Source organism: Bacillus sp. B19-2 (genome assembly GCF_022832475.1).
GTDB lineage: Bacteria > Bacillota > Bacilli > Bacillales > Bacillaceae > Bacillus > Bacillus paralicheniformis.
In genome coordinates, this window is record NZ_JALHKQ010000003.1 from 26,999 (window position 1) to 53,728 (window position 26,730).

Genomic DNA, 26,730 nt, shown 5'->3' on the forward strand with positions numbered 1-26,730 from the left:
GAATTTTTCTCATGAACGCATTTTATAATCCAGAAGGCGTAGGCGATACGCTGCTCATCTCATTGAACGATATTCCGCGCGAAGAGATCGCTTTTGAGCGCTGCGGAGACGTCGTGAAAATTTTTCATAAAGACACAAAGGAAACAGCAGGCTATAACATTTTTAATGTTTCCTCATATTTGAGCATTGAGGAAAACGGAGCTGTTGCACTTTCCGAATCCTTTGTCCAGGATGTGAATGAAATTCTGGTCCGCAACGGTTTGAAAGATGAGCTGACCGTGGATCTTTCTCCGAAGTTTGTGGTCGGATATGTCGAAGAAAAAGAAAAGCATCCGAATGCCGATAAATTGAGTGTCTGCAAAGTGAATGTAGGGAGCGAAACGCTGCAAATCGTCTGCGGAGCTCCTAATGTTGATGCCGGTCAAAAAGTCGTCGTAGCCAAAGTCGGAGCCGTGATGCCGAGCGGTATGATCATTAAAGATGCGGAACTTCGCGGAGTGGCGTCGAGCGGAATGATTTGTTCTGCCAAGGAGCTGAACCTCCCAGACGCGCCGAAGGAAAAAGGCATTCTTGTCCTTGATGACAGCCGGAAAGCAGGAGAAGCTTTTACATTTTAACGGCATAAAATGAACAAAACTTTCGAATAGATGTAAAAAAGAAGCCGCTGGGTAGATAAACTTGGCGGCTTTTTTATTCGGAGGGCGGACACATGAGAAGGACTTGTCCTTTTCTGGGTGGGGAAGCAGTGGTATACTTAAAACCGTCCCCGAAAAATTTAAGGGAGTTAGAGAGTGATGATTCATGAGCTGGTTTAATAAAATGTTCAGCCTGTTTTTAGGCGATGATGAAGATAATGAAAAACAAAAAAAGCACATAGAAGAGTTTGAGGCGGATTCATCTTTAGAGAAAGACGAAGAAATGCCGCAAATATCCGACGCAAAAGTCGTATATGAATATCCAAAAGGGAAATTCCGCTTCCCGGTTATACCTGATCAAAACTCGCGGCCGCGGGAAAAGGATGACAGCCGCGAACAAAGGACCCGCCGCCCGGCAAGCCGGCATTCAGCTTCCCAGCCGAAACCCGGCAATTCCTATCATCATGAAGAGAAAGCGGCGAAAAAACCCTTTAGACCGTCCGTTATCCCGTCACCGGTTTACGGCTTTCATGAGCAGAAAAGAGCCAAACCGGAAAATTATACATATCGTGCAAACAATCAAATGGAAGCGCGCGTTACGCTGTTTAACGAAGAAATTGAAAAAGAGCAGAAGGTTGCCGGAAATAAGCAGCCGGTTCGAGAAGAACCTTCCTTCCAAACTGAAAAGAACGGCCGTCCGCTGACTAAAAGCGAGAGCCGCAATCCGGCGTGGCAGGCCGAATTTGAAGATGTCCCGCATATGTCTGAGGAAACGGAAATCCGCCGTGAGCAAAAGACAGAAGGCGGCGAACTCGCTGAAGAAAAAGCGCTGCGGCATGAATCCGAACGAACGGAAACCCCTGTCTCAACACATACTCCGGAGGAAACGGAAATCCGCCGAGAGCGAATGACAGAAGGCGGCGAACTCGCTGAAGAAAAAGCGCTGCGGCATGAATCCGAACGAACGGAAACCCCTGTCTCAACACATATTCCGGAAGAAAAAACAGAAATCCGCCGTGAGCGAATGACAGAAGATTCCGGGCTCGTCAAAGAGAAAGCGTTGCGGTATGAAGCTGAAGAAGAGACAGCCACCGCATCATGGAACATAACGGAAGAAGAAACAATCCCCGCTCAACAAACACCGGAACAAATCGAAAAGCTTTTGGATCAGATTGAGGAAACCGAAGAAGAGAAGGAACCAGCAGAGGATGCAGAAGCCGTCATGGAAAAACAAGGGGAAACTAACGGCTCTGACGAAATGCGTCCTGACCCGGAAGCTTCAATTTCGGAAGAGCCGTACACTTATGGCCGCAGCTCTGAAATATCCACCCGAAGCGATGGTCCTTCCGATATCAAAAACCGGACAGATTCCAATGCGCCGGCTGACGTTATTGAAGAAAGCGGAAGCAGCCAGGCTGGCTGGAAACAAGAGCAGGCATCATTTTCACCGGAACCGGAAGAGACAGCGTCAAGCGCGGGTAAAACCGAAAGCAGCGAAAAGGACCGGGAGAGTACAAGGACAAATGAGGGGCGGCCTGTCGTTCCGCGGAAACGGGAAGCGGGAGCCGCTCCGGGATCGGAGAAAGGCTCTGTTCCGTTTAATGTTATGATGCTTGCATCAGATAAACAAAAAGAAAAAGCGCCTCAAGGGTATCAGTTCCCGAATATGTCTTTGCTTGATGTGCCGCCGGCGCAAAAGCAGGATGATCAGGCCTGGATACATGAGCAGCGCGAGCTGTTGGACGTCACCCTTGAGAACTTCAATGTCAAAGCAAATGTCGTTCATGTCACCCAGGGGCCTTCTGTGACAAGATTTGAGGTGCATCCTGAACCCGGAGTGAAAGTCAACAAAATTACAAACCTGTCAGATGATATTAAACTCAGCCTGTCAGCGAAAGATATTCGGATCGAAGCGCCGATTCCGGGAAAAAATACGATCGGAATTGAAGTGCCGAATTTGCATAGTAAAATGGTTTATTTGCGCGAAATGATCAGAAGTTCGGAATTCAGAACGAATCCGTCTCCTCTGACCGCAGCCCTCGGACTCGACATTTCCGGAAAGCCCGTCGTGGCAGATCTGAAAAAAATGCCCCACGGTTTGATTGCCGGGGCTACGGGATCAGGGAAAAGCGTATGCATCAACACGATCTTAGTCAGTCTGCTGTTCAAAGCGGCGCCGAGCGATGTAAAGCTTCTGCTTATCGATCCTAAGATGGTGGAGCTTGCTCCGTATAATAAAATTCCTCATCTCGTCAGTCCTGTCATCACAGATGCCAAAGCGGCAACTGCTGCATTAAAATGGGTTGTCGAAGAAATGGAGCGGCGCTATGAATTATTTGCCCATTCCGGTGTTCGGGAAATTGAACGATTTAATGAAAAAGTCCGGGAACAGAACATGGGTGAAAAACTTCCTTATCTTGTTGTCGTGATTGATGAACTTGCCGACTTAATGATGGTCGCTCCGAATGAAGTGGAAGAAAGCATCTGCCGAATCGCACAAAAAGCAAGAGCGTGCGGCATCCATCTTCTGATCGCGACGCAGCGGCCTTCAGTTGATGTCATTACCGGCTTAATTAAAGCCAATATACCAACAAGAATAGCGTTTTCTGTATCAAGTGCCGTCGATTCAAGAACGATTATCGATATGGCGGGAGCTGAAAAGCTGCTTGGAAAAGGAGATATGCTGTTCTTGGAGAACGGTTCAGGCAAACCGGTCCGCCTGCAGGGCAACTTTGTTTCCGACCGGGAGATTGACCGTGTCGTTTCACATGTCAGACGGCAGCAGGAGCCGAACTATTTATTTGAACAGGAACAATTGGTCAGACAAAATCCGGCCGGATTTGATCAGGATGAACTGTTTCTTGAAGCGTGCGAATTTGCCGTGGAGCAAAACAGCGCCAGCACTTCAAGCCTGCAGCGGCGCTTTCGCATCGGCTATAACAGAGCTGCCAGATTAATCGATATGATGGAAAGGGAAGGCATGATTTCTGAGGCGAAAGGAAGTAAGCCGAGAGAAGTCCTGATTACAAAGGCCGACCTGGAACAGTTAATAGAAAGTAGTTCACTTTTCGGCTAAACATGGTATGATAGCAGATGGGCGTGTTTTTTAGAGCGCCGCATATTAAAGCGCCGGCAGCGGCGTTTTAATCCGTTTTTAAGAGCACTTCCGTGAAAGGGTTCAAAAAAATCCTTTACGCAGGAGGTTTATTCACTCTTGAAAATGTCTGATACTGAATATAATAATGACTTTGAAGAAAACGATGCGGCCGGGTTTAGGTTGCAAATTGAAATAAGCGTCATATACTGGGAAGCAGATAGACGTTTGTTGGAGGTACAATTATGACTGTTTATCATTTTGTCGGAATAAAAGGGACAGGTATGAGTCCGCTTGCCCAAATTCTCCATGATAATGGATATAATGTCCAAGGATCGGATATCGAAAAGTACATTTTTACACAAACCGCTTTAGAGGAGAGAAATATCCCGATATATCCGTTTGATCCGGAAAATATCAAGCCGGGAATGACTGTTATTGCCGGAAATGCTTTTCCCGACACCCATCCTGAAATTGAAAAAGCGCAAGCCGAAGGCCTGCCAGTCGTGCGGTACCATAAATTTCTCGGCGACTATCTGAAGAAGTTTACGAGCATTGCCGTTACAGGGGCACACGGCAAAACGTCAACGACGGGCCTTTTGTCTCATGTCATCCAGAAAGCAAAACCGACATCTTATCTGATTGGAGACGGGACTGGAAAAGGCTGCGAAAACAGCGAGTACTTTGTGCTTGAAGCCTGTGAATACAGAAGGCATTTTCTGAGCTATCAGCCTGATTATGCGATCATGACAAATATTGATTTTGATCATCCCGATTATTTCGCGAATATCGATGATGTATTTGACGCATTTCAAACGATGGCATTACAGGTGAACAAGGGAATTATCGCATGCGGAGATGACGAGTATTTGATGAAAATCCATGCGAACGTTCCAGTCGTATACTACGGCTTTGCCGAGGAAAACGATTTTCAGGCGAGAAATGTCATCAAAAATACCGAGGGCACAACGTTCGATGTTTTCGTCAGGAACACATTCTATGATACCTTCTATATACCGGCATACGGCAGCCATAACGTTCTGAACGCTTTGGCCGTCATCGCACTCTGCCATTATGAAGAGGTCGATGTCGATATCATTAAAGAAGGATTGCAAACCTTTGGCGGCGTTAAACGCAGATTTAACGAAAAACATGCCGGCAGCCAAGTGCTGATTGACGATTATGCCCATCATCCGACTGAAATCACGGTGACGATTGAAGCAGCCAGACAGAAGTATCCGGAACGGGACGTTGTCGCAGTATTTCAACCGCATACATTTACGCGCACGCAGTCGTTCCTGAATGAATTTGCCGAAAGCCTCAAGAAAGCCGATTATGTATATCTTTGCGATATATTCGGATCTGCCCGGGAAAATGCAGGAAAGCTGACGATCGGCGATTTGCAGGAGAAAATCCCGCAGGCGAAGCTGATCGATGAAAATGACACATCGATTTTAAAGGAGCATGAACATGCAGTGTTAATTTTCATGGGCGCAGGTGACATTCAAAAGTATTTAAAAGCATATGAAAATGTATTAGCATAATGAGAAAAAGGCAGTGTGAGTCAATCCGCTGCTTTTTTGTACATATGGAGCCGGGAGTTTCTGTTAAAGGAATTCTCCCGTGCGTGTAGAAAAAGTAAATATAGAGGTTTACGATTTAAACAATTGGGTATACATCAATTGTAAGACCTTAGCTCGAGGAGGATAAGATGATTATTATTCTATATTTAAGTGCCGCACTCATTGCTGTCAGCTTTCTTATTCTGGTTATCTATTTATCAAAAACATTAAAATCGCTTCAAGTCACACTCAATCATGTTGCCTCAACGCTGGAAGGTGTTGAAGGACAAATGAAAGGCATCACCGCTGAAACAACGGAGCTCCTGAATAAGACGAACCGGCTCGCTGATGATATTCAGGAAAAATCTTTGAAGCTGAATACGGTCGTGGATGCCGTTCAGGAAGTCGGCACATCGGTCAGGCAGTTTAACAGCTCCATTCAGCAGGTTTCAGAGTCCGTCACATCAGCCGCAGAGCAAAACCGTGAAAAAATTTCTCAAGTTGTCAGCTGGAGCAATGCAGCTTTGGAAATTTGGAATAGATGGAAACAAAAGAAGCTGAAGGAGGAATAATTTATGAGTAAAGATGGAATGAATACTAAGGATTTTTTAATCGGCACGTTTGTAGGAGGAATCATCGGGGCAGCCGCAGCTTTATTTTTAGCGCCGAAGTCAGGGAAAGAGCTTCGCGATGACCTCGGAAATCAAGCTGTCGTTTTAAAAGATAAGACTGGAAAGCTCACAAGCGAAGCGAGGGAGAAAGGTTCTGAGTACGTCAGCATCGCCAAAGAGAAGACATCTTCGATTTCACAGCTTGTTGCCGACCAGTCTTCACAGATCATGGATAAAGTCAAAGACTTGCGAAACAAAGGTGCCGAAAAAGCTGATGAACTAAAGGAAGAGGCATCGTCTAAAATCGAAGAACAGGCTGAAGAAGCCAAAAATGAAATAGAGGATGAAGCAAGAGAAACAGCAGATACCGTCCAGAAATAATGGAGGAAAGGGAGATCACCGTGTCGAAACAGCTCATTCAAACAGAGGATGAATTTAAAAAGCTTGCAGAAAACAACGATACATTTATCTTTTTGAAACATAGTGTGACATGCCCGATCAGCAGGCGCGCGTTTGAAGAATTTGAATCATTCGCCAATCAGCATGAAGACATACCGGCTTATTATTTAAAAGTGCAGGAAAGCCGACCACTGTCAAACTATATCGCTGAGCAGTACGGAATTAAACACGAAAGTCCTCAAGCCTTCATTTTTACAAACGGGAACGTGAAATGGCACGCCTCCCACTCGCAAATTACAGCTCAAGCACTTGCGGAAAACAGCAGATAATCCGCAGGTGAAAACGGCCAAGACGTATAGCGTTTTGGCCGTTTTCTATGTTGTTATGATGCTTTTGCCTCATGGAAATGCCTTTTTAGGAAAATGTATCGTTTGACCAATGGTTGTACGTTATAATTAAAAAAACGGGAGGTGATGAGTTGAACACTGAATTAAAGGACATGCTTCAATCCGTTCTAAAAGAAGAATTGAGTCCGATCAATCAGCGTCTTGATGGAATCGACAAGCGCTTAGACAAAATCGACGCGCGCTTCGTTGAGATCGACAAACGCTTCGATGAAGTGGACGCACGCTTCGTTAAGATTGACAAACGCTTCGATGAAGTGGACGCACGCTTCGTTAAGATCGACAAGCGCTTCGATGAAGTGGACGCGCGTTTCGTTGAGATCGACAAGCGCTTCAATGAAGTGGACGCACGCTTCGTTAAGATCGACAAACGCTTCGATGAAGTGGACGTACGCTTCGTTGAGATCGACAAGCGCTTCGTTGAAGTAGATAAGCGCTTTAACGCAATCGACAAGCGCTTCAAAGAAATAGACGGGCGCTTAAACAAAGTAGAAAACCGTTTAAACGCAATGGACAAGCGGCTGAATCGGCTTGAAACAGATATAGATGAACTGAAAAGAGGACAGGAGATGCTCCCGAAAACGATCATCGAGAACATCGGACAGTTTACGGAGAACATTGTCGAACATGCCGATGATAAGGCGGCTGCCTTGAATGACAGGGTTTTTAGCGTCGAAACTGCAATACAGAGAATATACAGGTTATCAAGTTAAAGAATCAAACATGATTCTTTTTTTTTATTCTTCCGACAAACACCCGCACAGCAAGGGAGAAACTGCATATAATGCTTTATCGCTTAAAAGCGTTTTGGTAATAAAGAATTTTTTCGTGACATTTTAAGAAACATTGTTTATAATAAACCCTAATCAATTGAATCATTCTTATTCTCATAGAGGGTGAAGTTAAAAGAAAGGATGGATAACATGAGCAACACTGAACTTGATTTGCTGAGGCAGCAGGCGAATGAATTAAACTTGCAAATATTAAAACTGATTAATGAGCGAGGAAGAATCGTTCAGGAGATTGGAAAAGCGAAGGAAGCGCAAGGCATCAACCGCTACGATCCAGTCAGAGAAAGAGCGATGCTGAATGAAATTATTGAAAATAATGACGGACCGTTTGAAAACTCGACGATCCAGCATATTTTCAAAGAGATTTTCAAAGCCGGACTCGAACTTCAGGAAGACGATCACAGCAAAGCGCTGCTCGTTTCCCGCAAGAAAAAGCCTGAAAATACGATCGTTGATTTGAAAGGCGAAAAGATCGGCGACGGAGAACAAAGATTTATCGTCGGTCCGTGTGCGGTTGAAAGCTATGAGCAAGTAGCCGAAGTCGCAGCCGCAGCTAAAAAGCAAGGCTTGAAACTGCTTCGCGGCGGAGCCTTCAAACCCCGTACAAGCCCGTACGACTTCCAAGGCCTCGGTGTTGAAGGCCTGCAAATCTTAAAGCGTGTTGCTGATGAGTATGATCTGGCCGTCATCAGTGAGATCGTGAATCCGCAGCATATTGAAGAAGCCATTGATTACATTGATGTTATCCAAATCGGCGCCCGCAACATGCAAAACTTCGAGCTCTTAAAAGCGGCCGGTTCAGTGAAGAAGCCGGTTCTGCTGAAGCGCGGACTTGCCGCAACGCTGAAGGAATTCATCAATGCAGCGGAGTACATCATGTCACAGGGCAATGATCAAATCATCCTTTGCGAACGCGGAATCAGAACGTATGAGACAGCGACTAGAAATACGCTTGATATTTCAGCTGTGCCGATCCTGAAGCAGGAAACTCACCTTCCTGTATTCGTGGATGTCACTCATTCTACCGGACGCCGCGACTTGCTGCTTCCGACAGCAAAAGCAGCGCTTGCGATCGGAGCTGACGGCGTCATGGCCGAAGTCCATCCTGATCCTTCTGTCGCGCTTTCCGACTCTGCTCAGCAAATGGATATCCCGACATTTGAAAAATGGTTAAATGAACTGAAGCCGCTCGTTCAAGTAAAAGCATAAGATTCGTTTATGGACCGCTTTCGAGCGGTCCTTTTTTTAGTTGTCATCAAAAATTGTCGAAAAAATGTCTTATTTTTAATTAAAAAGCTGTTTATTCTTATTTAAATTAATTATAAAAATAAAGGGAACGTTTTCATATTAGGTAAAACCGTGTATAATTTCAGAGAGCCCCTTTTGTTTTGGCAGGTTATGAAAAATAATGTAAACTTGAGTTCTGTTTATTTTACATAAAGTTTTACATTTTGACATTTCTCTACATGAAAATGTTTATGCTATAGGAAAAGAAAAGTGTACCCAGTTGAAGGAGTGGTAAAAATGAGTAATGTGACAATATATGATGTAGCACGCGAAGCAAATGTAAGTATGGCAACCGTTTCCAGGGTTGTGAACGGGAATCCGAACGTCAAGCCGACGACGAGAAAGAAGGTGCTTGAAGCTATCGAGCGTCTTGGCTATCGTCCAAATGCCGTGGCAAGGGGCCTTGCAAGCAAAAAGACGACGACTGTCGGCGTGATCATTCCCGATATTTCCAGCATCTTTTATTCAGAGCTGGCGAGGGGAATCGAAGATATCGCAACGATGTACAAGTACAATATTATTTTGAGTAACTCCGACCAGAATATGGACAAAGAACTGCATCTTTTGAATACGATGCTAGGAAAGCAAGTTGACGGTATCGTTTTTATGAGCGGAAATGTCACTGAGGAGCATGTGGAGGAGTTTAAGCGGTCACCGGTTCCGATCGTGCTAGCGGCATCTGTTGAAGAAAAAGGGGAAACGCCGTCGGTTGCGATCGATTATGAACAGGCGATTTATGATGCGGCTACCATGCTGATTGAAAAAGGCCATAAGCGCCTTGCGTTTGTATCAGGACCGATGACTGAGCCGGTCAATCAAGCGAAAAAACTTCAAGGCTTTAAAAGAGCGCTTGAGGATAAGGGGCTGCAATTTAAAGAAGAGTATGTAGCAGAAGGCGATTATACGTACGATTCAGGAATGGAAGCGCTGGAGGCGCTCATGAAGCTTGATGAAAAACCGACGGCCGTCCTGTCAGCGACAGACGAAATGGCGCTCGGCGTTATTCACGCAGCACAGGATAAAGGACTGGCTATTCCGGATGACCTTGAAGTGGTCGGCTTTGACAATACAAGGCTTTCATTAATGGTTCGGCCGCAGCTGTCGACTGTCGTCCAGCCGACGTATGATATCGGTGCCGTAGCGATGAGACTTCTGACAAAGCTGATGAACAAAGAGGAAGTCGAAGAGCATATTGTCCAGCTGCCGCACCGCATTGAACTCAGACAATCAACAAAATGATCATGATTAAATAAACGAGAAAGAAAGCAAGTGTTCACAGCTTTTTTCGTGAATTGCTTGCTTTCTTTTCCTTGAGCTGGAGAGATTATGAAAAAATGAAACGATTTGATTATCTGACACCGGTTGGTTTGATTTTGGGTATTTTCATTTTAATAGTCGGCGTTGTCTCTGGAGCGGGGCTTTCCGGTTTTTATTCGTTTATCGATTTGACGTCTTTCTTTATCGTGACGGGCGGATTGTGTGCAGCTGTTTTCATCAGCTTTTCCCCGAAAGATTTAAAAAGAGCGCCAGCTGTGCTGAAGCAGGTCTTTATTTCGGAAGAAGACGATGTGCGCGACTTGGTCAAAACCTTTGTCAGCCTGTCTGAACAGGCGCGCAAACAAGGAATTTTATCATTGGACGCCAATGTCAATGAAATGAAAGACCCGTTTTTGAAAAAAGGTCTGCTTCTTGCCATCGACGGATGGGATGAGGAGACGATCCGCAATGTGATGAACTCGGAAATCGCCGCGATGGAAGAAAGGCACAGAAAGGGAAGAAGGGTCTTTGAAAAAGCGGGGGAATTTGCCCCTGCATGGGGAATGATCGGAACCCTTGTCGGGCTCGTCATGATGCTCAAAAACCTGAACAAGCCGGAAACCCTCGGTCCGAATATGGCAATCGCTCTTTTGACGACGCTTTACGGATCCCTATTAGCCAACATGCTGTTTATACCGATCGCCGCAAAGCTTGAAGAAAAGACGGAGAATGAAATCTTTAAGAAGCAGGTCATGATCGAAGGCATCATCGGCATCCAGTCGGGACGAAATCCGCGAAATCTGGAAAGTCAGCTTGTCGTTTTCAGTTCAAAAGAAGAATGGGCAAAAAAGCGGGCGGATCATGTAAAACAAAAGGACAGAGCTCATGAAGCTTAGACATGAACGAAGGAAGCGCGAGCAGGGTCGCAAATCGTCAAACTGGATTATCACGTTTTCGGATTTGATCACGCTCATCCTCGTGTTCTTTATTTTACTGTTTTCGATGTCGCAAATCGATTTAAACAAATTTAAAGCAGCAGTCGGTTCATTTCAAGACAGGGCCGACGGCAAATCCGCCGCAGAGCTGAAAAAAGAAAACGCGGACGATCAGAAGGCTGAAAAAACGGCTAAAAGCCAAGATGATTTATTAAAGAAAATCAACGACTATATTGAAAAAAATGAACTGTCAAGTTTGATTGCAGCCAAGCGTGACGAACGGGGCGTCATCCTCGTCCTTCAGGAAGCGGTTTTGTTTGATTCAGGAAAAGCGGATCTGAAAGACCAGGCTCACCCGCTTTTGCATAAAATCGCCGTCCTTCTCAAATCAGTGTCCAACCCGATCCGTGTGGAGGGGCATACAGACAGCCGCCCGATTTCAACTTACCGTTTTCCATCCAATTGGGAGCTTTCTGCGGCAAGGGCGAGCACTGTGATCGGCTACTTTACGTCGAAAGAGAAGCTCGATTCTTCACGATTTCTTGCCATCGGTTATGCCGATACAAAACCGGTCAAGGACAACCGCACAGAGAGCCATATGAAGAAAAACAGGCGCGTCGAAATTGTCATCGCAAAAAAATAAGTGAGAAGAAAGCAAGGTCTTGCATAAAAGCAAGGCCTTTTTCTGTGCGCCGGGATTTTTCGCATTAAGTGGCGCGCTTAGCAGAGCGAATCGGATAAAGAGCTTTGGCAACGGTTTGGGCGTTTTTTTCCGTTATTTCGGCTTTTCTTGGAATCGGAGGATACAAATCTCCCGGGTCGGACCAGTTGGCAGGAAGCCGGACAGATGCCTGTTTGCCCCACTTTTTCAGCCATTTTTCAGGCATCTTATCCTCAGGTTTCATCCCTTTCATTTCAAGCCAGATTCTTGCCCATGCCCTCGGTACGACGCGCCAAATGTCATACCCGCCTCCGCCGACAGCGATCCATCTTCCGTTGCAATAGGTGTGTGCAAGTTCGTGAGCGAGCTTTGGAATCTCTTCGTAAATCTTCATCGTCGTGCACAAATGTGTCAGCGGATCGTAGTAATGCGCGTCAGCTCCGTTTTGCGACAAAATAACGTCCGGTTTGAAAAACTCGGCTATTTCAGAAACAGCCGTCCGGTAGGAATCAAGAAAAGACTCATCTTCTGTGAAGGCATCGAGCGGGATATTAAAAGCATAGCCGTAGCCTTCGCCATGACCTCTTTCCTGAACCTGCCCCGTTCCCGGGAAAAGGTAGCGGCCGGTTTCATGAATCGAGACGGTGCACACGGAAGGATCATCATAAAACGTAAACTGCACCCCGTCGCCGTGGTGGGCGTCCGTATCAATATATAAAACCTTCGCATGATATTTTTTCTGCAAATATCGTATCACAACAGAACTGTCGTTATAGACGCAAAATCCTGAAGCTCTTCCTCTGAACCCGTGGTGAAGCCCGCCTCCGAGATTGAGGGCGTGTCTCGCTTTGCCCGTCATGACATAGTCTGCCGCTGTCAGTGTTCCGCCCACCAAAAGGGAGGCGGCTTCGTGCATCCCGGCAAAGACAGGGGTATCTTCTGTTCCAAGCCCGTAGTTTTCGCTTTCGGCTGCCGGAAGTTTTCCCGCCCCTGCAAGCTGGACGGCCCTGATATAATCGCCTGTGTGAACAAGGCCGAGCTCGGCTTCTGTCGCTATGCGCGGAGCAATCGTTTCTCCCGGTTCAAATGCGCCGACCGTATTCAAAAGATCGTATGTTACATAGACGCGCAGCTGATTAAACGGGTGATCTTGATGAAATTGATAAGTTTGATAAGAGGGAGAAAAAATAAATACGCTGTCCTTCATGGCAAATCCCTTTGAACAGCCGGCCAAAGAACCTGATACCCTTTGGACTTCACGTCTTTGATGATAGAGGCGGGATTCATCGTTTGAACGCGAAACACGAGTATTTTCGAATCATTTTCATCACCGGGATATACGAGCACGCTCAATATGGCAATTTGGCGCCTGCTGAAAATGGCGCTGATATCAGCGAGGCTTCGGGCGATATGATCGGTTTTGATTTCGATTTGGGAGCCTGGAAAATGGGCTCCTGTCAGCTGGACGAACGTATGCAGCAAATCGGATTTTGTCACAATGCCGACAAGCTTCCCGTTTTTTACGATCGGAAGGCAGCCGATTTCGTGTTCGAAAAAAACGGCTGATATTTCTTCGGCAAAATCAAGCGGGTGACCGGTGATCACTTCTTTTGACATAATCAGTTCCACCGGCTTTTTTAAATCTTCGTGAGATCTGTTTTGGGCAAAAATACTCGGACTTGCTGTTTTGACGTCCCTGTCCGTGACAATGCCTATGACCGTTCCCCGTTCATTGATGACGGGAAGGTGTTTAATGTGAAATGTACGCATGCGTTTGATCGCTTCTTCAATCGTATCCGTTCTGGAAAGTGTCACAACATCCCGTTTCATGATTTTTTCAACAATCATATTCAGGTCCCCTTTGCTCCCTTAATACATAAAACGATTGTGGAATCTGAGTCTGTCAAAACGCTCGATCGACTCCTGACTGACCTCTTTTCCGATGCGGGCCATTAAACAGTTGGCGGGATGGGAGCTGATTTCCGGATCGTCTGTCGCAAACCAGACAAGCCCTCCGGCATTCATCATTTTCTCCATCATCTTTCTGTATTCCCAAACATCTTTATTAGTCCCCTTTAGATCCCAATGCCAGTAATATTCAGTCGTGATGATGATATATTTTTCCATCTGCGGATCCATCATGCTCACCCCAAGCAGCGTCTTCCCGACAGAGTGACCCCTGAACGCCGGAATGACTTCGATGGCTCCAAGCTCAATTAAATTTTCCATGTTTCCTTCAGACCATCTTTCAAGCGGGTCTGGATAAACATATGTCACATAGCCGACAATGGTTTGCCGGAAACGGGCGATGATGATCCGTCCTTCGGGAAGCCCGGCGATTTCGATTAATGCTTCATGTTGTTTTTGAGATGGGCGAAAGGCTGTAAGCTCGTCGTGAAATTCATATTGTGCGAGTTTTTCGGGACTGATAGGGCCCTCTATCAGCACTGAGCCTTTCTCGGTCTGCAATTCTTTGGCATGATAAGTTTTGTGATGCTCCACGTATCCACCGCCTTACATCTTAGTTGAAGTCTTTTATACATAACATACCAAAATATTAAGCGTTTTCATAGGATGGAAGAGTGTTTTTTAAAAATTGAGAAAATAAAAAATCTATACTATAATATATTTTGATGAGCGAACAAAGGGGGATGGGCATGGAATTGAAAGCGTTGCCAGCAGAAACGGGAAACTACAACTTGAAAGACTATGATGAAGCATACCGATCATTTGACTGGAAGGATGCCGAAAAACATTTTTCATGGCACAAAACGGGAAAAATCAATGCAGCTTATGAAGCGATCGACCGCCACGCTGAGTCAAATTTGAAAAATAAAGTGGCATTTTACTACAAAGATCCGGTCCGCGAAGAAAAGTACACCTTCAGAGAGATGAAAAATGAAACGAATAAAGCCGGGAATGTCTTAAAGCAGCATGCCAATGTGGGAAAGGGAGACCGTGTGTTTGTTTTTATGCCGAGATCACCCGAGCTTTATTTTATTCTTCTCGGCGCTGTCAAATTGGGAGCGATCGTCGGGCCGTTGTTTGAAGCATTTATGGAAGGCGCTGTCAAAGACAGGCTTGCAAACAGCGGAGCGAAGGTCATCGTGACGACACCGGAATTGCTTGAACGGGTGCCGGCCGGCGAACTTCCGGATCTTGAATCAATCATTGTCGTTGGAGAAGGCGTAAAGGAAGAAGGATCTGTCATCGATTATTACGCGAAAGCGGCTGAAGCAGACACTGATCTTGAGATTGAATGGATGGATCAGGAAGACGGGATGCTGCTTCACTATACTTCGGGTTCGACCGGCGCGCCAAAAGGGGTTCTCCACGTCCACAAAGCAATGATTCAGCATTATCAAACAGCCAAATGGGTTCTTGATCTGCACGATGATGACATTTATTGGTGTACGGCTGATCCAGGCTGGGTTACCGGAACGGTTTACGGGATCTTCGGTCCGTGGCTGAATGGAGCAACGAATGTCGTCGTAGGCGGCAGGTTCAGTCCCGAAGCATGGTACGAAACGATTGAAAAAATGGAAGTGACGGTATGGTACAGCGCGCCAACGGCTTTTCGGATGCTGATGGGTGCTGGCGACGATCTCGTGAACAAATATAATCTGAGCTCATTACGGCATATTTTAAGCGTAGGGGAGCCGTTAAATCCTGAAGTCATCAGATGGGGGCATAAAGTCTTCGGCAACCGGATTCATGATACATGGTGGATGACCGAAACAGGAGCGCAGCTCATCTGCAATTACCCGTGCATGGAAATTAAACCGGGATCGATGGGCAAACCGATTCCAGGCGTAGAGGCTGCAATCGTCGATCACCAGGGAAATGAACTGCCTCCCTACAGAATGGGGAATCTCGCCATTAAAAAAGGCTGGCCGTCGATGATGCATTCGATCTGGAACAATCCTGAAAAATACAGCTCCTATTTTATGCCGGGGGATTGGTATGTATCAGGGGATTCCGCCTACATGGATGAAGACGGATACTTCTGGTTCCAGGGACGGATCGACGATGTCATCATGACATCGGGCGAGCGCGTCGGCCCGTTTGAAGTCGAAAGCAAGCTTGTTGAGCATCAAGCTGTCGCTGAAGCAGGCGTCATCGGCAAACCGGATCCCGTCCGCGGTGAAATTATTAAAGCGTTCATCGCTTTGAGGGACGGTTATGAACCTTCAGATTCGTTAAAAGAAGAAATCAGGCAGTACGTGAAACAAGGTTTGGCCGCGCACGCCGCGCCAAGGGAGATCGAATTCAAGGATAAACTGCCGAAAACAAGAAGCGGAAAGATCATGAGACGCGTCCTGAAAGCTTGGGAGCTGAACCTTCCGGCAGGCGATCTCTCATCGATGGAAGACTGATGTCTCATTGACAATGCAAAAATATTATGTTAAAAAAGATTTAGTCGAATATTCAAAAGGTGAAGACTGAGATCAGTAGAACGCATCCTTCCCTGTCTTAGAGAGCTGATGGCCGGTGAAAATCAGCACATATGGATGGTTTGAATTACACTCACGAACCGCTTTTGCGAAAAAAGCCTCCCGGGCTTTGTGTAGCAGAAGAACGGAAGCTTTTCCGTTATCAATGAGAGTGAAAAGAGCGCGGCCATGCGTTCTTTTAAGCAGGGTGGTACCGCGATTTTTATCGTCCCTTCGTTTTTGCGAAGGGGCGTTTTATTTTTGGAAAAAAGGAGCTAAATGATGATGACACACTTACTTGATGATTTGTCCTTCAGGGGACTGATTCAGCAGCAAACCGATGAAGCAGGCTTGAGAGAACTGCTGGATTCAGAGAAAATCAGCTTATACTCCGGATTTGATCCGACAGCTGACAGTCTGCATATCGGACACCTGCTGCCGATTTTAATGCTTCGCCGCTTCCAGCAGGCCGGACATCGTCCGATTGCGCTCGTAGGCGGAGCGACTGGCCTGATCGGCGACCCGAGCGGAAAGAAAGCGGAGCGGACACTGAACACTGAAGAAATCGTCCGCGAATGGTCACAGAAAATCAAAAACCAGCTTTCGCGTTTCCTTGATTTTGAAGCTGATGAGAATCCGGCGATCATGGCGAACAACTATGACTGGATCGGCAAAATGAACGTCATTGATTTCTTGCGCGATGTCGGCAAAAACTTCGGAATCAATTACATGCTTGCCAAAGATACGGTAAGCTCCAGAATCGAGACGGGCATATCTTATACTGAGTTCAGCTACATGATCCTGCAGTCTCTCGATTTCTTGAATTTGTACAGAAACCAGGAATGCAAGCTGCAGATCGGCGGAAGCGACCAGTGGGGCAATATCACGTCAGGCCTCGAGCTTATCCGCAAATCTGAAGAGAATGCAAAAGCTTTCGGATTGACGATTCCGCTTGTGACAAAAGCAGACGGCACAAAGTTCGGAAAAACGGAAGGCGGCGCGATCTGGCTTGATAAAGAGAAGACGTCGGCATATGAGTTTTATCAGTTCTGGATCAATACCGACGACAGGGATGTCGTGAAATACTTAAAATACTTCACTTTCTTGTCCAAAGAAGAAATCGAAGATCTCGCTGAAAAAACAGAGACAGCGCCTGAAAAACGCGAAGCGCAAAAACGCCTCGCCGAAGAAGTGACCGTACTTGTACACGGCCGTGAAGCGTTTGAGCAGGCCGTCAACATCTCAAAAGCACTCTTCAGCGGAGATATTAAACAACTGACTGCTGAAGAAGTGAAGGTCGGCTTTAAAGGGGTTCCTTCCATGGAACTCGAGAAAGCGGATGAACTGCCTCTTGTTGAGGTGCTCGTCCAATCAAAGCTGTCTCCATCCAAACGCCAGGCGCGCGAAGACATCACGAATGGTGCGGTATATGTTAACGGCGAACGCCGCACCGATGTTGCGGACGTCCTCACCGGCGATGACCGCATCGAAGGCCAATTCACCGTCATCCGTCGCGGTAAAAAGAAATACTTCCTGCTGACTTATAAGTAATCAGCGAACCCTTGCCATTTGGCAAGGGTTTTTTTGTGTCCGTATGTTTTATGTATGTTCATTCAGGAAATGTCAAAAATATAGATGTAATAGGTAAAGCGTTTCCATCGTTGAAGAGGGAGGAATGTAGCATGAACCTGTTCATTGCAGCCAAAGAAAAATTTATGGAAGATTACCACAAGCAGCTGGAAACGGAACGAAAACAAGAGGTGCAGCAGTCGGCTGACGGATACAATCAATTGAATCAGACGGAAAATGCAGCAAAGCGGCTGAAGTAGAGGGTCTTTAGGGGCTCTCTTGGTATGAAGGTGTTCGCGAAGAAATTTCCGCGCATCAGCCGGACATCATAGCCGTTAACGAAGGGTACAATCAATTCTTTGAAGCCGGGTCTCCCGTCATCATGAAGAAGATATTGCTGGATCGAGACGACCCAATCATATATGAAAGCTGTCAGCCATTTTGACTTTATCACGGGAAGAATTGAAGAGCTTCATACAGGAAAAAGGAATGTCCTCTCGTATCTTTGTGCCGGATGACGGAAAATCTTACACATTTTAATATATGACAGATTAAAGCCGTAAAAAAACAGACAGTGAATTTCTGTCTGTTTTTTGATTTTTCTTCTTCGAGAACAAAGATCAATGCCTCCGGCGGGATTCGAACCCGCACTCCTCTCGTAAGCATAGGCTGGGGGAGAACACGCTTCCCTACGGACTTTCACCGACAGGAATTCCACCTGTCTCAGCTCTTTGCTTTTCGGTGCTTCTGAAACCCTTGCCTTGCGACCCGTTCCTACAATGTTTTACGGCGCTCTTCCCTTCTAGAGCTACAGAGGCGAAATGGATGATTCATATTATACAGAAGCAATGGTGAAATGAGAACTGAAATTTTGAAAAGGAACAAGCTCAAATTCCAATTGGAAAAAATGTTTCTCTAAGATGACTTGGGAGCATCCTTCAAGTAAATGGTTGAAAATGATATTTTATGGTATAATTCTTATGTTTTTCGCAAATTTATAGATTTGACAATGGAGGAACTTGTATGAAGTGGTATTGGAAAGGCTTGAGGAATTATGCGAATTTTGAAGGGAGAGCAAGACGAAAGGAATATTGGTTGTTTCATTTATTTAACGGCATCATATGTTTTATTTTATTTATCTTAACAGTAATGATCGTAAGTTTATTTATTTCAGGAATCATGACAGCGGAAGGATATGACGGATATCAAGTAGGATATATCATCGGGTACGGCGGTGGATTCTTCGGGTACGTCCTGATCTTAATTTATCAGTTGGCTGTTTTGCTGCCCTCTTTGGCTGTCAATGTCCGCAGGCTGCATGATACCGGAAGAAGCGGCTGGTGGATTTTAATTGGCTTGTTGCCGATTATCGGTGCTGTCATTCTGCTGATTTTTTACTGTCAGGCTGGCGAAACAAAAGAAAATCAATATGGGCCAAATCCAAAAGTAAATGTATCGTAAATTGCACCCCAATTGTTAGACAATCATCTGGCGATTGGGGTTTTTTTAAAGTCTGAAGGAACGACTGTTAACTTGATTTTTAATGAGAGATGCCCGTATTTCCGAAGATTGTTTGGCGTATCAATTTCAGTGACGATTCAGCATGGTTTTGAGATACCGGAGACAGTCAAATGGGCGAAGCTAAAACAATAGCAGTCACTGAAGGTGCGGTATCGCGAGACGGATCTCGGCCCTCATTGAAGCCTTCCGGGAGTTTTTTATAAATAAATCGCACACCATCCCGCTAATACCCCCATAACAAAGCAGTCGTTGCTGTCCATTTTCTTACCGTGTTTAACAAAGACATTCAAAGCCCAATTCAGTTTAGTGCCATCTTTAGTCTTTGCGATCCATTTTTTGCTGATATTGTAGTACATGACTTTGAAAATGGTGAATGCAGCTGAACAGAACAAGTAGAACAAGACAAACTTACCAAAAAACATAAGCATTTGTTGGTCACTCCCCCGTTTTCATTTTTTAACCAACGATTTGATTTTACCGAAAATGTGTATAAGAGAAAAGGAGACGTTTGTCATATCTTACACGTGAGGAGGTACCTTGCAAGAAAAATCATCTATCAAAACCCGACGCTTATAAGCTGGATCCGTTTTATTCCCGGCTTATTAACAGCCCGCAATCTCCCCGAATCAACGGAGTACAACAAAAAACCCTGGAATTGCTGATATATCAACAATTCCAGGGTTTTTGCCAATGCTCTTTAAAGAGCATTTTCTATTAACGAGAGTAGAACTCAACGATCAATGCTTCGTTGATCTCAGCAGGAAGCTCAGAACGCTCTGGAAGGCGAGTTAGTGAACCTTCAAGCTTTTCAGCGTCAAAAGTCAGGTATTCAGGAACGAAGTTGTTCACTTCAACCGCTTCTTTAACGACAGAAAGGTTTTGAGATTTTTCACGAAGTGAAATCGTTTGGCCAGGTTTAACTTGGTAAGACGGAATGTCAACGCGGCTTCCGTCAACAAGAATGTGACCGTGGTTTACCAATTGGCGTGCTTGGCGGCGAGTGCGCGCTAGGCCAAGACGGTAAACGATGTTGTCAAGACGTGCTTCAAGAAGAATCATGAAGTTTTCACCGTGTTTACCAGCCATTTTCGCAGCTTTGTCAAAAAGGTTGCGGAATTGGCGTTCGTTCACACCGTACATATGGCGAAGCTTTTGCTTTTCTTGCAATTGCAAACCATATTCTGATAGTTTTTTACGCTGTCCCGGACCGTGAGGACCTGGTGCGTAAGGACGTTTTTCTAATTCTTTACCCGTACCGCTCAAAGAGATGCCTAAACGGCGGGATAATTTCCAGCTTGGACCTGTATAGCGAGCCATAATGTGACTCCTCCTTTGGTTTTATTTTTGTGAAAATAAAACCCATCTGTTCAATTCAGCCATGTCCATTTTGTTTTCATGTATCCTCGCTCCAGCAGCAAAGAGTTACACGATACACCTTAATAGATAAGGAACAAAATGAAACACAGAAGCAGAACAAAAAGGCTGCATTATTTCACACAAAGAAGATTATATAATGTCCGCTGTGCAAAGTCAACCATTCATGGACTGTCCCAAACAGCACGAATCGTTAATAAGTATAAAGTCCTGTTTTTATGATATAATCAGGAAAATAAAATACACAAAACGGATTTTTTAAGGTGATGACCATGAATAAACAAACTGAAGACCTATATCTGTCTTTTCATCAGAAGCTGTTCCAATTTCTTTTAAAAAAGCCGGCCGTCTCGTACGATGACTCTGTTGCCTGGCTAAAAGCGGCAGCAGAGTCATTTTTTTCGTTTATTTCTCTTACATTGCGTCCTTCTTCAAGACCGCAGGGAGCGAACGGCCAAAGCGGCCAGATCAGCCGAGTTAATGATTATTATATCATTATAACAATAGAAGAAAACAGCAAATATATAGAACTTTTGTGTCAAAAGAATCATAAAGTACCAGACCGTCTTGCTGAATCCATCCGCCTATTTTTAATGCATTGTCTGGAGCTTGATGCATTATTTCGTGATGAGCTCGAGAAAACAAAGATTTATGAAAAGACGGAGCTGTTGCATGAGCTGATGGATCAGGGACAGGTGCTCAAGACAATGCTCGAAAGTTTAAGGGATGTTTTTCCTTTTTTCACATATTGCATTTTCTTGTCATCCGATCAGGATCAGTACATTAACCTTCCAGCGATAGAGTTGGATGTGCAAAGCGAATCGACCGATTCTTTTGCCTTGGAGGCATACTTATCAGGACAGGTGAAGAGCAAAAATGAAGAGGAAGTATACATTCCGATTAAAGGCCGACAGGGAACGTATAGCGTTTTGAAAGCTTATGGACCAGGCGCTGCCGATATGGCAGCGGATATTTGCATTATTTCGAATGCGGCAGGGAAAGCATTTGAAAATTCGCGGCTTTACGAACAGTCGCAGAATATGATTTCAAATTTGGAGCTGATTAATGAAACATCGCATCAGCTGAACCGGACGAAACGCCTCCCGGATATGATGAAGAGCTTGTCCGAAAGGCTGATCAGTTCATTTGGCGCCGAAGAAGTGGGCTTTTTTTATAAAAATCACTTGGGCGAGGACACCCTGCTGCCGGGAAGCACAGTTTTTTTTCAGACGGATGCGGCCCTTCCATACATCCGCTATGTTAAAGAAAAGATTTCAGAGGAAAACGGGGTGTTTGTCGGAAACGGTTCTTCGTTTTTTGGAAATGAAGGTTATGCTTCATTAATGGGCGTTCCGATGCTTGAGAATAATGAAAACAAAGGATTTGTCATCGTGTTGAAAAAAAACGTCTGCTCCTTTTCATTTGAAATGTTTAAGCTGTTTCAGACGCTGATCAGGCATTCCACGCTCGCCGTGTCGAATTTGATGCTGCGCGACCGGCTGAAGTATCTTGTTCAAACAGACCGTTTGACAGAGCTTTACTCGAGAAGCTATTTCGATGAAAAAATCGGGTACAGTATGAAAGCGGATGAGAGCGGCGTGCTCGTATTGATTGATATTGATGATTTTAAACAGATTAACGATACGTACGGCCATCAGAAAGGCGATGATATTCTCATTCAAGTCGCCCGGGTGATCCAGCGAAACATCCGCGACGAGGACGTCGCAGCAAGATGGGGAGGAGAAGAGCTTGCGGTATACTTGCCGAAAGCAGGGCTGAACGCCGGTGAAATGCTTGCTGAGAGGCTGATTACGCTTGTGAGGGAATGCACTGATCCGAAGGTGACGATTTCGTGCGGGGTATCCCATTGGTCTCAGGATCATCCGAAATCTTTAACCTGCCTTTTTAAAGAGGCGGATGTCGCGCTGTACAATGCAAAGCGGAACGGGAAAAACAGGTTTATGACACATTAAAAAAGAGCCGGATTTACCGGCTCTTTCAGCGTGTCGACAAACCCTCGCATTCGTTGTCAGGCCTGCGCGTCGGTGCTCACGAATTCCAACATTCGCTCCGCTCCGATGCTCAGCCTTCCTAGACTGAAAGGGTTTTCAATCACGCTGAAGGGATGACAAAATCCCAAAACAAAAAGCCGTTTTGGGATTTTGTCAACAATCTGAAAGAGCCGGATTTACCGGCTCTTTTCGCTTAAACGCTCTCCAAGCTTCTCTGTGAACTTTTTCAAATAATACTCATCCGTTTCATCGAAGCGGTTTTTAATCGGGCTGTCGATATCGAGCACTCCGATGATGTTCCCGTCAACTTCAAGCGGAACTACGATTTCGGATTGGGATGCTGCATCACACGCAATGTGTCCGGGGAACGCGTTCACATCTTCAACGCGCTCAACCCGGCCGTTTGTATAAGCGGTGCCGCAGACGCCTTTCCCGAACGGGATTCTTACGCATGCAGGAAGTCCCTGGAACGGCCCGAGCACAAGCTCGCCGTCTTTGGCAAAATAAAAACCCGCCCAGTTGATGTCTTCCAATGATTGATACAGAAGAGCGGAGGCGTTTGCTGTATTGGCGATCATATCAGGCTCGCCTTCTGTCAGCGCATCGATCTGTTTGAGGAGAAGCTCGTATTTTTTTTCTTTGCTGCCTTCTGTTTTTTCGACATGAAACATGATAATTTCCCTCGCTTTTTCTTTGAAATGGCAAAAACACGCTTGCCGTGATGCTATTTGTCGAGCACTTTTTACAGGAACAATTCCGCTTCAAGTGGAATTGTTTTAAGTAAGAAGGGGTGAAACAAGATGGGATCAAACGTTATTTCAACCACGAAGGACAGGATCATCGAATCTGCCGTGGAGCTGTTCAACCAAAAAGGTTTTTCAGGAACATCAGTCCGCGAAATTGCCCGAGCAGCCAATGTCAATGTCGCCCACATCTCCTATTATTTTAATGGAAAAGGCGGTTTAATGGAGCATTTAGTATCCCGTTTTTATGAAGGTTATTTAAGAGTCCTTGAAAAGGGTTATGAACGCCTTCAGGATGCAGGTGCAACGGATTGCCTTCTTCAATTGGTTTTTGATATTCTATCGTATCAGCATGAGCACCGTCAATTAACTCGGTTTGTTTATCGCGAAGTCACGATCGATTCCACACTGAATCGTGAAGTGATGTCGACATATTTAACAAAAGAAAAGTACATTCTCCATCTGATCATTGAAAAGGGAAATGAGGACAACGAATTTTCCCGTTTTCCCCTATCCCATTTTATGATTCAGCTGAAGTCGCTTTTAATGATGCCTTATCTGCAGCCTCAATATATTTCAGAAGTGCTTTATGTACAGCCGCACGAGCCGTACTTTTATCAGGCGTATTACAAGGAAGTCAAAACATGGCTTCTCAGTCTGTTGTACAGAGAAGGTCGGCAAGCCGCCGTTATTTAGCAAAGCGGCTCTCAAAATGTTCGTAACCAAATCCGGCATCCTCTGCTTGGTGGGCGTCTGACCCAAAGACAAGCGGGATGTTTTTTTGTTCCGCTTCTTTTATCATCCATTCTTCCATATAGACGTCGCCTGCATAAGGCTTGCGGAGGCCGGACGTATTAAAGTCAAGTTCGAACCCGCGCTTTGCGGCTTCATCCAGACAGGAGGAGACCAATTTTCTGACGCTTTCTGACAACGTATACGGAAACAGCTTCACAAATTTTTTCGCAAGCGTGATGTGGCCGATTCGTTTTGGCTTAAATGCTCCCAGCGGTGATACAATGGAAGAATAAATTTCGTCATAATAGGCGAGATAGACCTGTTCTGTGCTGCCGTAGCAGCCGATCAGCTGCTGAAACGCTTTTTCATCGTAGTCAAGGCAGATGTACGTAGATCCGGCAGGCAAAAAATGAACGGAAAGAATGCTGTCGTCAAGATGCGTGCCGTATTGATCGAGAAAAGCTTTCGTTTCGTGTTCAAAGGCGCGGATATAATCGACTTCAAGACCGATCAAAACGTCGAGCTGTCCTTTGTATTCTTCCTTCAGATCGGTCAGCCGTTCAATATAGCGGTCCAGCTCGGAGATCGGCATGGCGCTGTCTTTCTCCGGAGTCGGATCCATGAATGAAGGCGGAAGCGGCGCATGCTCGGTGAAGGATACGGATCGGAAGCCTTTTTTGCATAATTCTTCTATATAATATCTGAATTCGTCTTTTGATCCGTGCGGACAAAAAGGAGAATGAACATGACCGTCTCGTTTCAGCATGATGTCACCCCGTAAAAAAATAGTCAGATGTTGTCACTTTGATGTAAAAAAATTAAAAATTCTGCTCAAAAAATGTTGGTTACATGGTATCATAAGAACAATGAAAACGATAGTTTAACTTCATTTTTACATAACAATTTCAAATATCATACCCTGACAGAACAGATAAACAGCAAGGGGGCTCATTATGGAGTTTGTCATTGGCTTACTGGCGTTATTTTTAATCTTATTCGCTACGGGCTACTTATTCAGAAAAAATATATATAAAGAGATCGACCGTTTAGAAGCTTGGAAAATTGAAATCATGAACCGATCGATCGTGGAAGAGATGTCAAAAATCAAGCATCTGAAAATGACGGGGCAGACTGAGGAATTCTTTGAAAGGTGGCGCCGGGAATGGGATGAAATCGTCACCTCGCATATGCCCAAAGTCGAAGAGCTTCTGTTTGAAGCCGAGGATTGCGCCGACAAATACCGTTTTCAAAAATCGAAACAGGTGCTCGCGCATATTGAGAATCTTTTATCAGCGGCTGAATCCAATATTGAAGACATCTTAAAGGAAATCGCCGATCTTGTCTCGAGCGAAGAGCAGAACCGCAAAGAAATCGAAGAGGTAAAAGAACGGTATACAAAAGTGCGGAAAAACCTTTTGGCATACAGCCACCTGTACGGAGACCTCTATGAGAAAATTGAAGCCGACCTCGATACCGTGTGGGAAGGCATTAAACAGTTTGAAGAGGAAACAGAAGGCGGAAATTATATAGAAGCCAGAAAGGTGCTGCTTGCCCAAGACCGTTTGCTTGAAGGGCTTCAATCATACATAGACGATGTGCCGAAACTGCTTGCAAGCTGCAAGCAGACCGTTCCGCAGGAACTCGCCAAATTGAAAGCCGGCTATCAGGAAATGATCGATAAAGGATACAAGCTCGATCATATTCAAGTGGAGAAGGAGCTCGAAAACCTTTTGAAAGAATTGAAGCGCGCTGAAGGTGCGCTTTTGGACGAACTTGATTTAGAAGAAGCCGCCGCAATCGTGCAGATGATTGATGAAACGATCCAGACGCTGTATAACCAGCTGGAGCATGAAGTCGAAGCAGGGCAGGAAATTTTGGGAAAAGTGCCTGAGCTTGCCGCTGCATTGGAAAAGCTTGAAGCCTCCAAAAAGGATACTGAAGCTGAAACCGAGCTCGTCAAGAAAGGCTACAGACTGACAACCGGAGAACTGGAGAAACAGCAGTCATACGAAAAGCGCCTTGAAATGATCGAAAAGCAGTTCGAACAAGTGAAAGAAAGGCTTGATCAGAAACATGTCGCCTACTCGCTGTTAAAAGAAGAGCTTGCGGATATCGAAAAGCAGATGGAAGCCGCTCAACGGGAGCATGACGAATACAGGGACATGCTGCAAATGCTGAGAAAAGAAGAGCTTCAGGCAAGAGAGCTTCTCAAGCAATTGAAGCAGACGATCAAGGATACGGCGCGGAGCCTGGAGAAAAGCAATGTTCCAGGCATTCCGGAGGCCATAACCGAAAAAATCCGGCAGTCGCAGACGACTGTGCAGAAGGTGACAGAACAGCTGAATGAGCTGCCGCTGAACATGGATGCGGTGAACGAACGCCTTCAAGAGGCGGAACAGCTTGTCACAGAAGTGAAAACAAAGACGGATGAACTGGTTGAAATGGTTTTGCTGATCGAACGCATCATCCAATATGGCAACCGATTCAGAAGCCAGGACCGGATTCTTTCTGAACAGCTGAAAGAAGCAGAGAACAGTTTTTACGCATATCAGTATGAAGAGGCTTACGACATTGCCGCCAGAGCGGTGGAAAAAGCGTCGCCGGGAGCAGTGGCCCGGCTTGTAGCGGACGCGAAGCAGCCTGAATAGAACAAAAACCCGGCACGTGAAGAGGCGTGTCGGGTTTTTTTGTCTAAAGCTGCAAAGAA

At 45.5% G+C, this 26,730-nt stretch carries 24 protein-coding genes, 1 pseudogene and 1 other annotated feature; of the genes and pseudogenes, 19 read left to right on the plus strand and 6 right to left on the minus strand.

What is annotated here, in order from left to right; genetic code table 11:
- Positions 1-11 precede the first annotated feature (11 nt).
- From ytpR to motS, 11 genes are all read left to right on the plus strand, one after another.
- Complete coding sequence (gene ytpR / locus MST20_RS12525) at positions 12-617, plus strand: YtpR family tRNA-binding protein (RefSeq protein ID WP_243942623.1); 606 nt, start codon at positions 12-14, stop codon at positions 615-617.
- Between the two features lie 184 nt (positions 618-801).
- Positions 802-3,711: a DNA translocase FtsK gene (locus MST20_RS12530; protein WP_243942625.1), complete on the plus strand. Its 2,910-nt coding sequence runs from the start codon at positions 802-804 to the stop codon at positions 3,709-3,711.
- 263 nt (positions 3,712-3,974) lie between these two features.
- Entirely contained in the window at positions 3,975-5,273 is a 1,299-nt protein-coding gene (gene murC / locus MST20_RS12535; RefSeq protein WP_075751919.1) for a UDP-N-acetylmuramate--L-alanine ligase, read from the plus strand.
- A gap of 167 nt (positions 5,274-5,440) precedes the next feature.
- Positions 5,441-5,863: a DUF948 domain-containing protein gene (locus MST20_RS12540; protein ID WP_243942627.1), complete on the plus strand. Its 423-nt coding sequence runs from the start codon at positions 5,441-5,443 to the stop codon at positions 5,861-5,863.
- Between the two features lie 3 nt (positions 5,864-5,866).
- Positions 5,867-6,283 (plus strand): YtxH domain-containing protein, encoded by a 417-nt coding sequence (locus tag MST20_RS12545; RefSeq protein WP_059231758.1) that lies wholly within the window; start codon positions 5,867-5,869, stop codon positions 6,281-6,283.
- Positions 6,284-6,303: 20 nt separating this feature from the next.
- Positions 6,304-6,630: a bacillithiol system redox-active protein YtxJ gene (gene ytxJ, locus MST20_RS12550; protein WP_020452607.1), complete on the plus strand. Its 327-nt coding sequence runs from the start codon at positions 6,304-6,306 to the stop codon at positions 6,628-6,630.
- Positions 6,631-6,779: 149 nt separating this feature from the next.
- The gene (locus MST20_RS12555; protein WP_243942629.1) at positions 6,780-7,418 is read left to right on the plus strand and encodes a hypothetical protein; all 639 of its coding nucleotides are present in this window, start codon (positions 6,780-6,782) and stop codon (positions 7,416-7,418) included.
- Positions 7,419-7,628: 210 nt separating this feature from the next.
- Positions 7,629-8,705 carry a bifunctional 3-deoxy-7-phosphoheptulonate synthase/chorismate mutase gene (locus MST20_RS12560; protein ID WP_003184447.1) on the plus strand — a complete coding sequence of 359 codons (1,077 nt, stop codon included), beginning with the start codon at positions 7,629-7,631 and terminating at the stop codon, positions 8,703-8,705.
- A 315-nt stretch (positions 8,706-9,020) separates the two neighbouring features.
- A complete protein-coding gene (gene ccpA / locus MST20_RS12565; RefSeq protein WP_243942630.1) occupies positions 9,021-10,022 on the plus strand; it encodes a catabolite control protein A in 1,002 nt (333 codons plus the stop codon).
- 95 nt (positions 10,023-10,117) lie between these two features.
- On the plus strand, positions 10,118-10,936 hold the full coding sequence (gene motP, locus MST20_RS12570) for a flagellar motor protein MotP (RefSeq protein WP_243942631.1): 819 nt from the start codon (positions 10,118-10,120) through the stop codon (positions 10,934-10,936).
- Entirely contained in the window at positions 10,926-11,618 is a 693-nt protein-coding gene (gene motS / locus MST20_RS12575; protein WP_243942632.1) for a flagellar motor protein MotS, read from the plus strand. Before motP ends, motS begins: the two co-directional genes overlap by 11 nt.
- A 64-nt stretch (positions 11,619-11,682) precedes the next feature.
- Here motS and MST20_RS12580 read toward each other — a convergent pair whose 3' ends face one another.
- The 3 genes from MST20_RS12580 to MST20_RS12590 are packed head-to-tail and all read right to left on the minus strand — an operon-like array spanning position 11,683 to position 14,138.
- On the minus strand, positions 11,683-12,843 hold the full coding sequence (locus MST20_RS12580; protein WP_243942633.1) for an acetoin utilization protein AcuC: 1,161 nt from the start codon (positions 12,841-12,843) through the stop codon (positions 11,683-11,685).
- A complete protein-coding gene (locus MST20_RS12585) occupies positions 12,840-13,484 on the minus strand; it encodes an acetoin utilization AcuB family protein (protein WP_075751926.1) in 645 nt (214 codons plus the stop codon). Before MST20_RS12585 ends, MST20_RS12580 begins: the two co-directional genes overlap by 4 nt.
- Positions 13,485-13,505: 21 nt before the next feature.
- Entirely contained in the window at positions 13,506-14,138 is a 633-nt protein-coding gene (locus MST20_RS12590) for a GNAT family N-acetyltransferase (protein WP_243942634.1), read from the minus strand.
- A 155-nt stretch (positions 14,139-14,293) separates the two neighbouring features.
- Here MST20_RS12590 and acsA point away from each other — a divergent pair, with 155 nt between their 5' ends.
- The 5 genes and pseudogenes from acsA to MST20_RS12610 all read left to right on the plus strand — a co-directional run bounded on the left by acsA (position 14,294) and on the right by MST20_RS12610 (position 19,099).
- Positions 14,294-16,012, plus strand: a complete 1,719-nt coding sequence (gene acsA / locus MST20_RS12595) for an acetate--CoA ligase (RefSeq protein WP_243942637.1) — start codon at positions 14,294-14,296, stop codon at positions 16,010-16,012.
- 53 nt (positions 16,013-16,065) lie between these two features.
- Positions 16,066-16,306 (plus strand) — a binding site (T-box leader).
- A gap of 48 nt (positions 16,307-16,354) precedes the next feature.
- Entirely contained in the window at positions 16,355-17,620 is a 1,266-nt protein-coding gene (gene tyrS / locus MST20_RS12600) for a tyrosine--tRNA ligase (RefSeq protein ID WP_243943407.1), read from the plus strand.
- A gap of 131 nt (positions 17,621-17,751) precedes the next feature.
- A complete protein-coding gene (locus tag MST20_RS12605) occupies positions 17,752-17,898 on the plus strand; it encodes a hypothetical protein (RefSeq protein WP_003184427.1) in 147 nt (48 codons plus the stop codon).
- A 20-nt stretch (positions 17,899-17,918) separates the two neighbouring features.
- Positions 17,919-18,178, plus strand: a pseudogene (locus MST20_RS21275) (MBL fold metallo-hydrolase); the annotation flags it as partial.
- 483 nt (positions 18,179-18,661) lie between these two features.
- On the plus strand, positions 18,662-19,099 hold the full coding sequence (locus tag MST20_RS12610; protein WP_243942638.1) for a DUF805 domain-containing protein: 438 nt from the start codon (positions 18,662-18,664) through the stop codon (positions 19,097-19,099).
- 774 nt (positions 19,100-19,873) lie between these two features.
- On the opposite strand, the gene rpsD is transcribed toward MST20_RS12610, so the two are convergent.
- A complete protein-coding gene (gene rpsD, locus MST20_RS12615) occupies positions 19,874-20,476 on the minus strand; it encodes a 30S ribosomal protein S4 (protein WP_165427795.1) in 603 nt (200 codons plus the stop codon).
- 329 nt (positions 20,477-20,805) lie between these two features.
- On the opposite strand from rpsD, the gene MST20_RS12620 reads away from it, so the two are divergent.
- Positions 20,806-22,506 (plus strand): sensor domain-containing diguanylate cyclase, encoded by a 1,701-nt coding sequence (locus MST20_RS12620; RefSeq protein ID WP_243942640.1) that lies wholly within the window; start codon positions 20,806-20,808, stop codon positions 22,504-22,506.
- Positions 22,507-22,721: 215 nt separating this feature from the next.
- On the opposite strand, the gene MST20_RS12625 is transcribed toward MST20_RS12620, so the two are convergent.
- Positions 22,722-23,216: a GAF domain-containing protein gene (locus MST20_RS12625; RefSeq protein WP_145651903.1), complete on the minus strand. Its 495-nt coding sequence runs from the start codon at positions 23,214-23,216 to the stop codon at positions 22,722-22,724.
- A gap of 129 nt (positions 23,217-23,345) precedes the next feature.
- Here MST20_RS12625 and refZ point away from each other — a divergent pair, with 129 nt between their 5' ends.
- Positions 23,346-23,984 carry a forespore capture DNA-binding protein RefZ gene (gene refZ / locus MST20_RS12630; protein ID WP_243942642.1) on the plus strand — a complete coding sequence of 213 codons (639 nt, stop codon included), beginning with the start codon at positions 23,346-23,348 and terminating at the stop codon, positions 23,982-23,984.
- Here the strand turns inward: refZ and hisJ are convergent.
- Positions 23,977-24,789, minus strand: coding sequence for a histidinol-phosphatase HisJ (gene hisJ, locus MST20_RS12635; protein ID WP_243942644.1), 813 nt, complete (start codon positions 24,787-24,789; stop codon positions 23,977-23,979). The genes refZ and hisJ overlap by 8 nt on opposite strands.
- Positions 24,790-24,976: 187 nt before the next feature.
- Here hisJ and ezrA point away from each other — a divergent pair, with 187 nt between their 5' ends.
- On the plus strand, positions 24,977-26,671 hold the full coding sequence (ezrA, locus tag MST20_RS12640) for a septation ring formation regulator EzrA (protein ID WP_243942646.1): 1,695 nt from the start codon (positions 24,977-24,979) through the stop codon (positions 26,669-26,671).
- Positions 26,672-26,730: the final 59 nt, after the last annotated feature.

Excerpts from the sequence above, each read along its gene's own strand:
- ytpR (WP_243942623.1), top strand. The coding sequence starts at position 12 with ATGAACGCATTTTATAATCCAGAAGGCGTAGGCGATACGCTGCTCATC.
- MST20_RS12530 (WP_243942625.1), top strand. The coding sequence starts at position 802 with ATGAGCTGGTTTAATAAAATGTTCAGCCTGTTTTTAGGCGATGATGAA.
- murC (WP_075751919.1), top strand. The coding sequence starts at position 3,975 with ATGACTGTTTATCATTTTGTCGGAATAAAAGGGACAGGTATGAGTCCG.
- MST20_RS12540 (WP_243942627.1), top strand. The coding sequence starts at position 5,441 with ATGATTATTATTCTATATTTAAGTGCCGCACTCATTGCTGTCAGCTTT.
- MST20_RS12545 (WP_059231758.1), top strand. The coding sequence starts at position 5,867 with ATGAGTAAAGATGGAATGAATACTAAGGATTTTTTAATCGGCACGTTT.
- MST20_RS12560 (WP_003184447.1), top strand. The coding sequence starts at position 7,629 with ATGAGCAACACTGAACTTGATTTGCTGAGGCAGCAGGCGAATGAATTA.
- ccpA (WP_243942630.1), top strand. The coding sequence starts at position 9,021 with ATGAGTAATGTGACAATATATGATGTAGCACGCGAAGCAAATGTAAGT.
- motP (WP_243942631.1), top strand. The coding sequence starts at position 10,118 with ATGAAACGATTTGATTATCTGACACCGGTTGGTTTGATTTTGGGTATT.
- motS (WP_243942632.1), top strand. The coding sequence starts at position 10,926 with ATGAAGCTTAGACATGAACGAAGGAAGCGCGAGCAGGGTCGCAAATCG.
- MST20_RS12580 (WP_243942633.1), bottom strand. The coding sequence starts at position 12,843 with ATGAAGGACAGCGTATTTATTTTTTCTCCCTCTTATCAAACTTATCAA.
- MST20_RS12585 (WP_075751926.1), bottom strand. The coding sequence starts at position 13,484 with ATGATTGTTGAAAAAATCATGAAACGGGATGTTGTGACACTTTCCAGA.
- acsA (WP_243942637.1), top strand. The coding sequence starts at position 14,294 with ATGGAATTGAAAGCGTTGCCAGCAGAAACGGGAAACTACAACTTGAAA.
- tyrS (WP_243943407.1), top strand. The coding sequence starts at position 16,355 with ATGACACACTTACTTGATGATTTGTCCTTCAGGGGACTGATTCAGCAG.
- MST20_RS12605 (WP_003184427.1), top strand. The coding sequence starts at position 17,752 with ATGAACCTGTTCATTGCAGCCAAAGAAAAATTTATGGAAGATTACCAC.
- MST20_RS12610 (WP_243942638.1), top strand. The coding sequence starts at position 18,662 with ATGAAGTGGTATTGGAAAGGCTTGAGGAATTATGCGAATTTTGAAGGG.
- rpsD (WP_165427795.1), bottom strand. The coding sequence starts at position 20,476 with ATGGCTCGCTATACAGGTCCAAGCTGGAAATTATCCCGCCGTTTAGGC.
- MST20_RS12620 (WP_243942640.1), top strand. The coding sequence starts at position 20,806 with ATGAATAAACAAACTGAAGACCTATATCTGTCTTTTCATCAGAAGCTG.
- MST20_RS12625 (WP_145651903.1), bottom strand. The coding sequence starts at position 23,216 with ATGTTTCATGTCGAAAAAACAGAAGGCAGCAAAGAAAAAAAATACGAG.
- refZ (WP_243942642.1), top strand. The coding sequence starts at position 23,346 with ATGGGATCAAACGTTATTTCAACCACGAAGGACAGGATCATCGAATCT.
- hisJ (WP_243942644.1), bottom strand. The coding sequence starts at position 24,789 with ATGCTGAAACGAGACGGTCATGTTCATTCTCCTTTTTGTCCGCACGGA.
- ezrA (WP_243942646.1), top strand. The coding sequence starts at position 24,977 with ATGGAGTTTGTCATTGGCTTACTGGCGTTATTTTTAATCTTATTCGCT.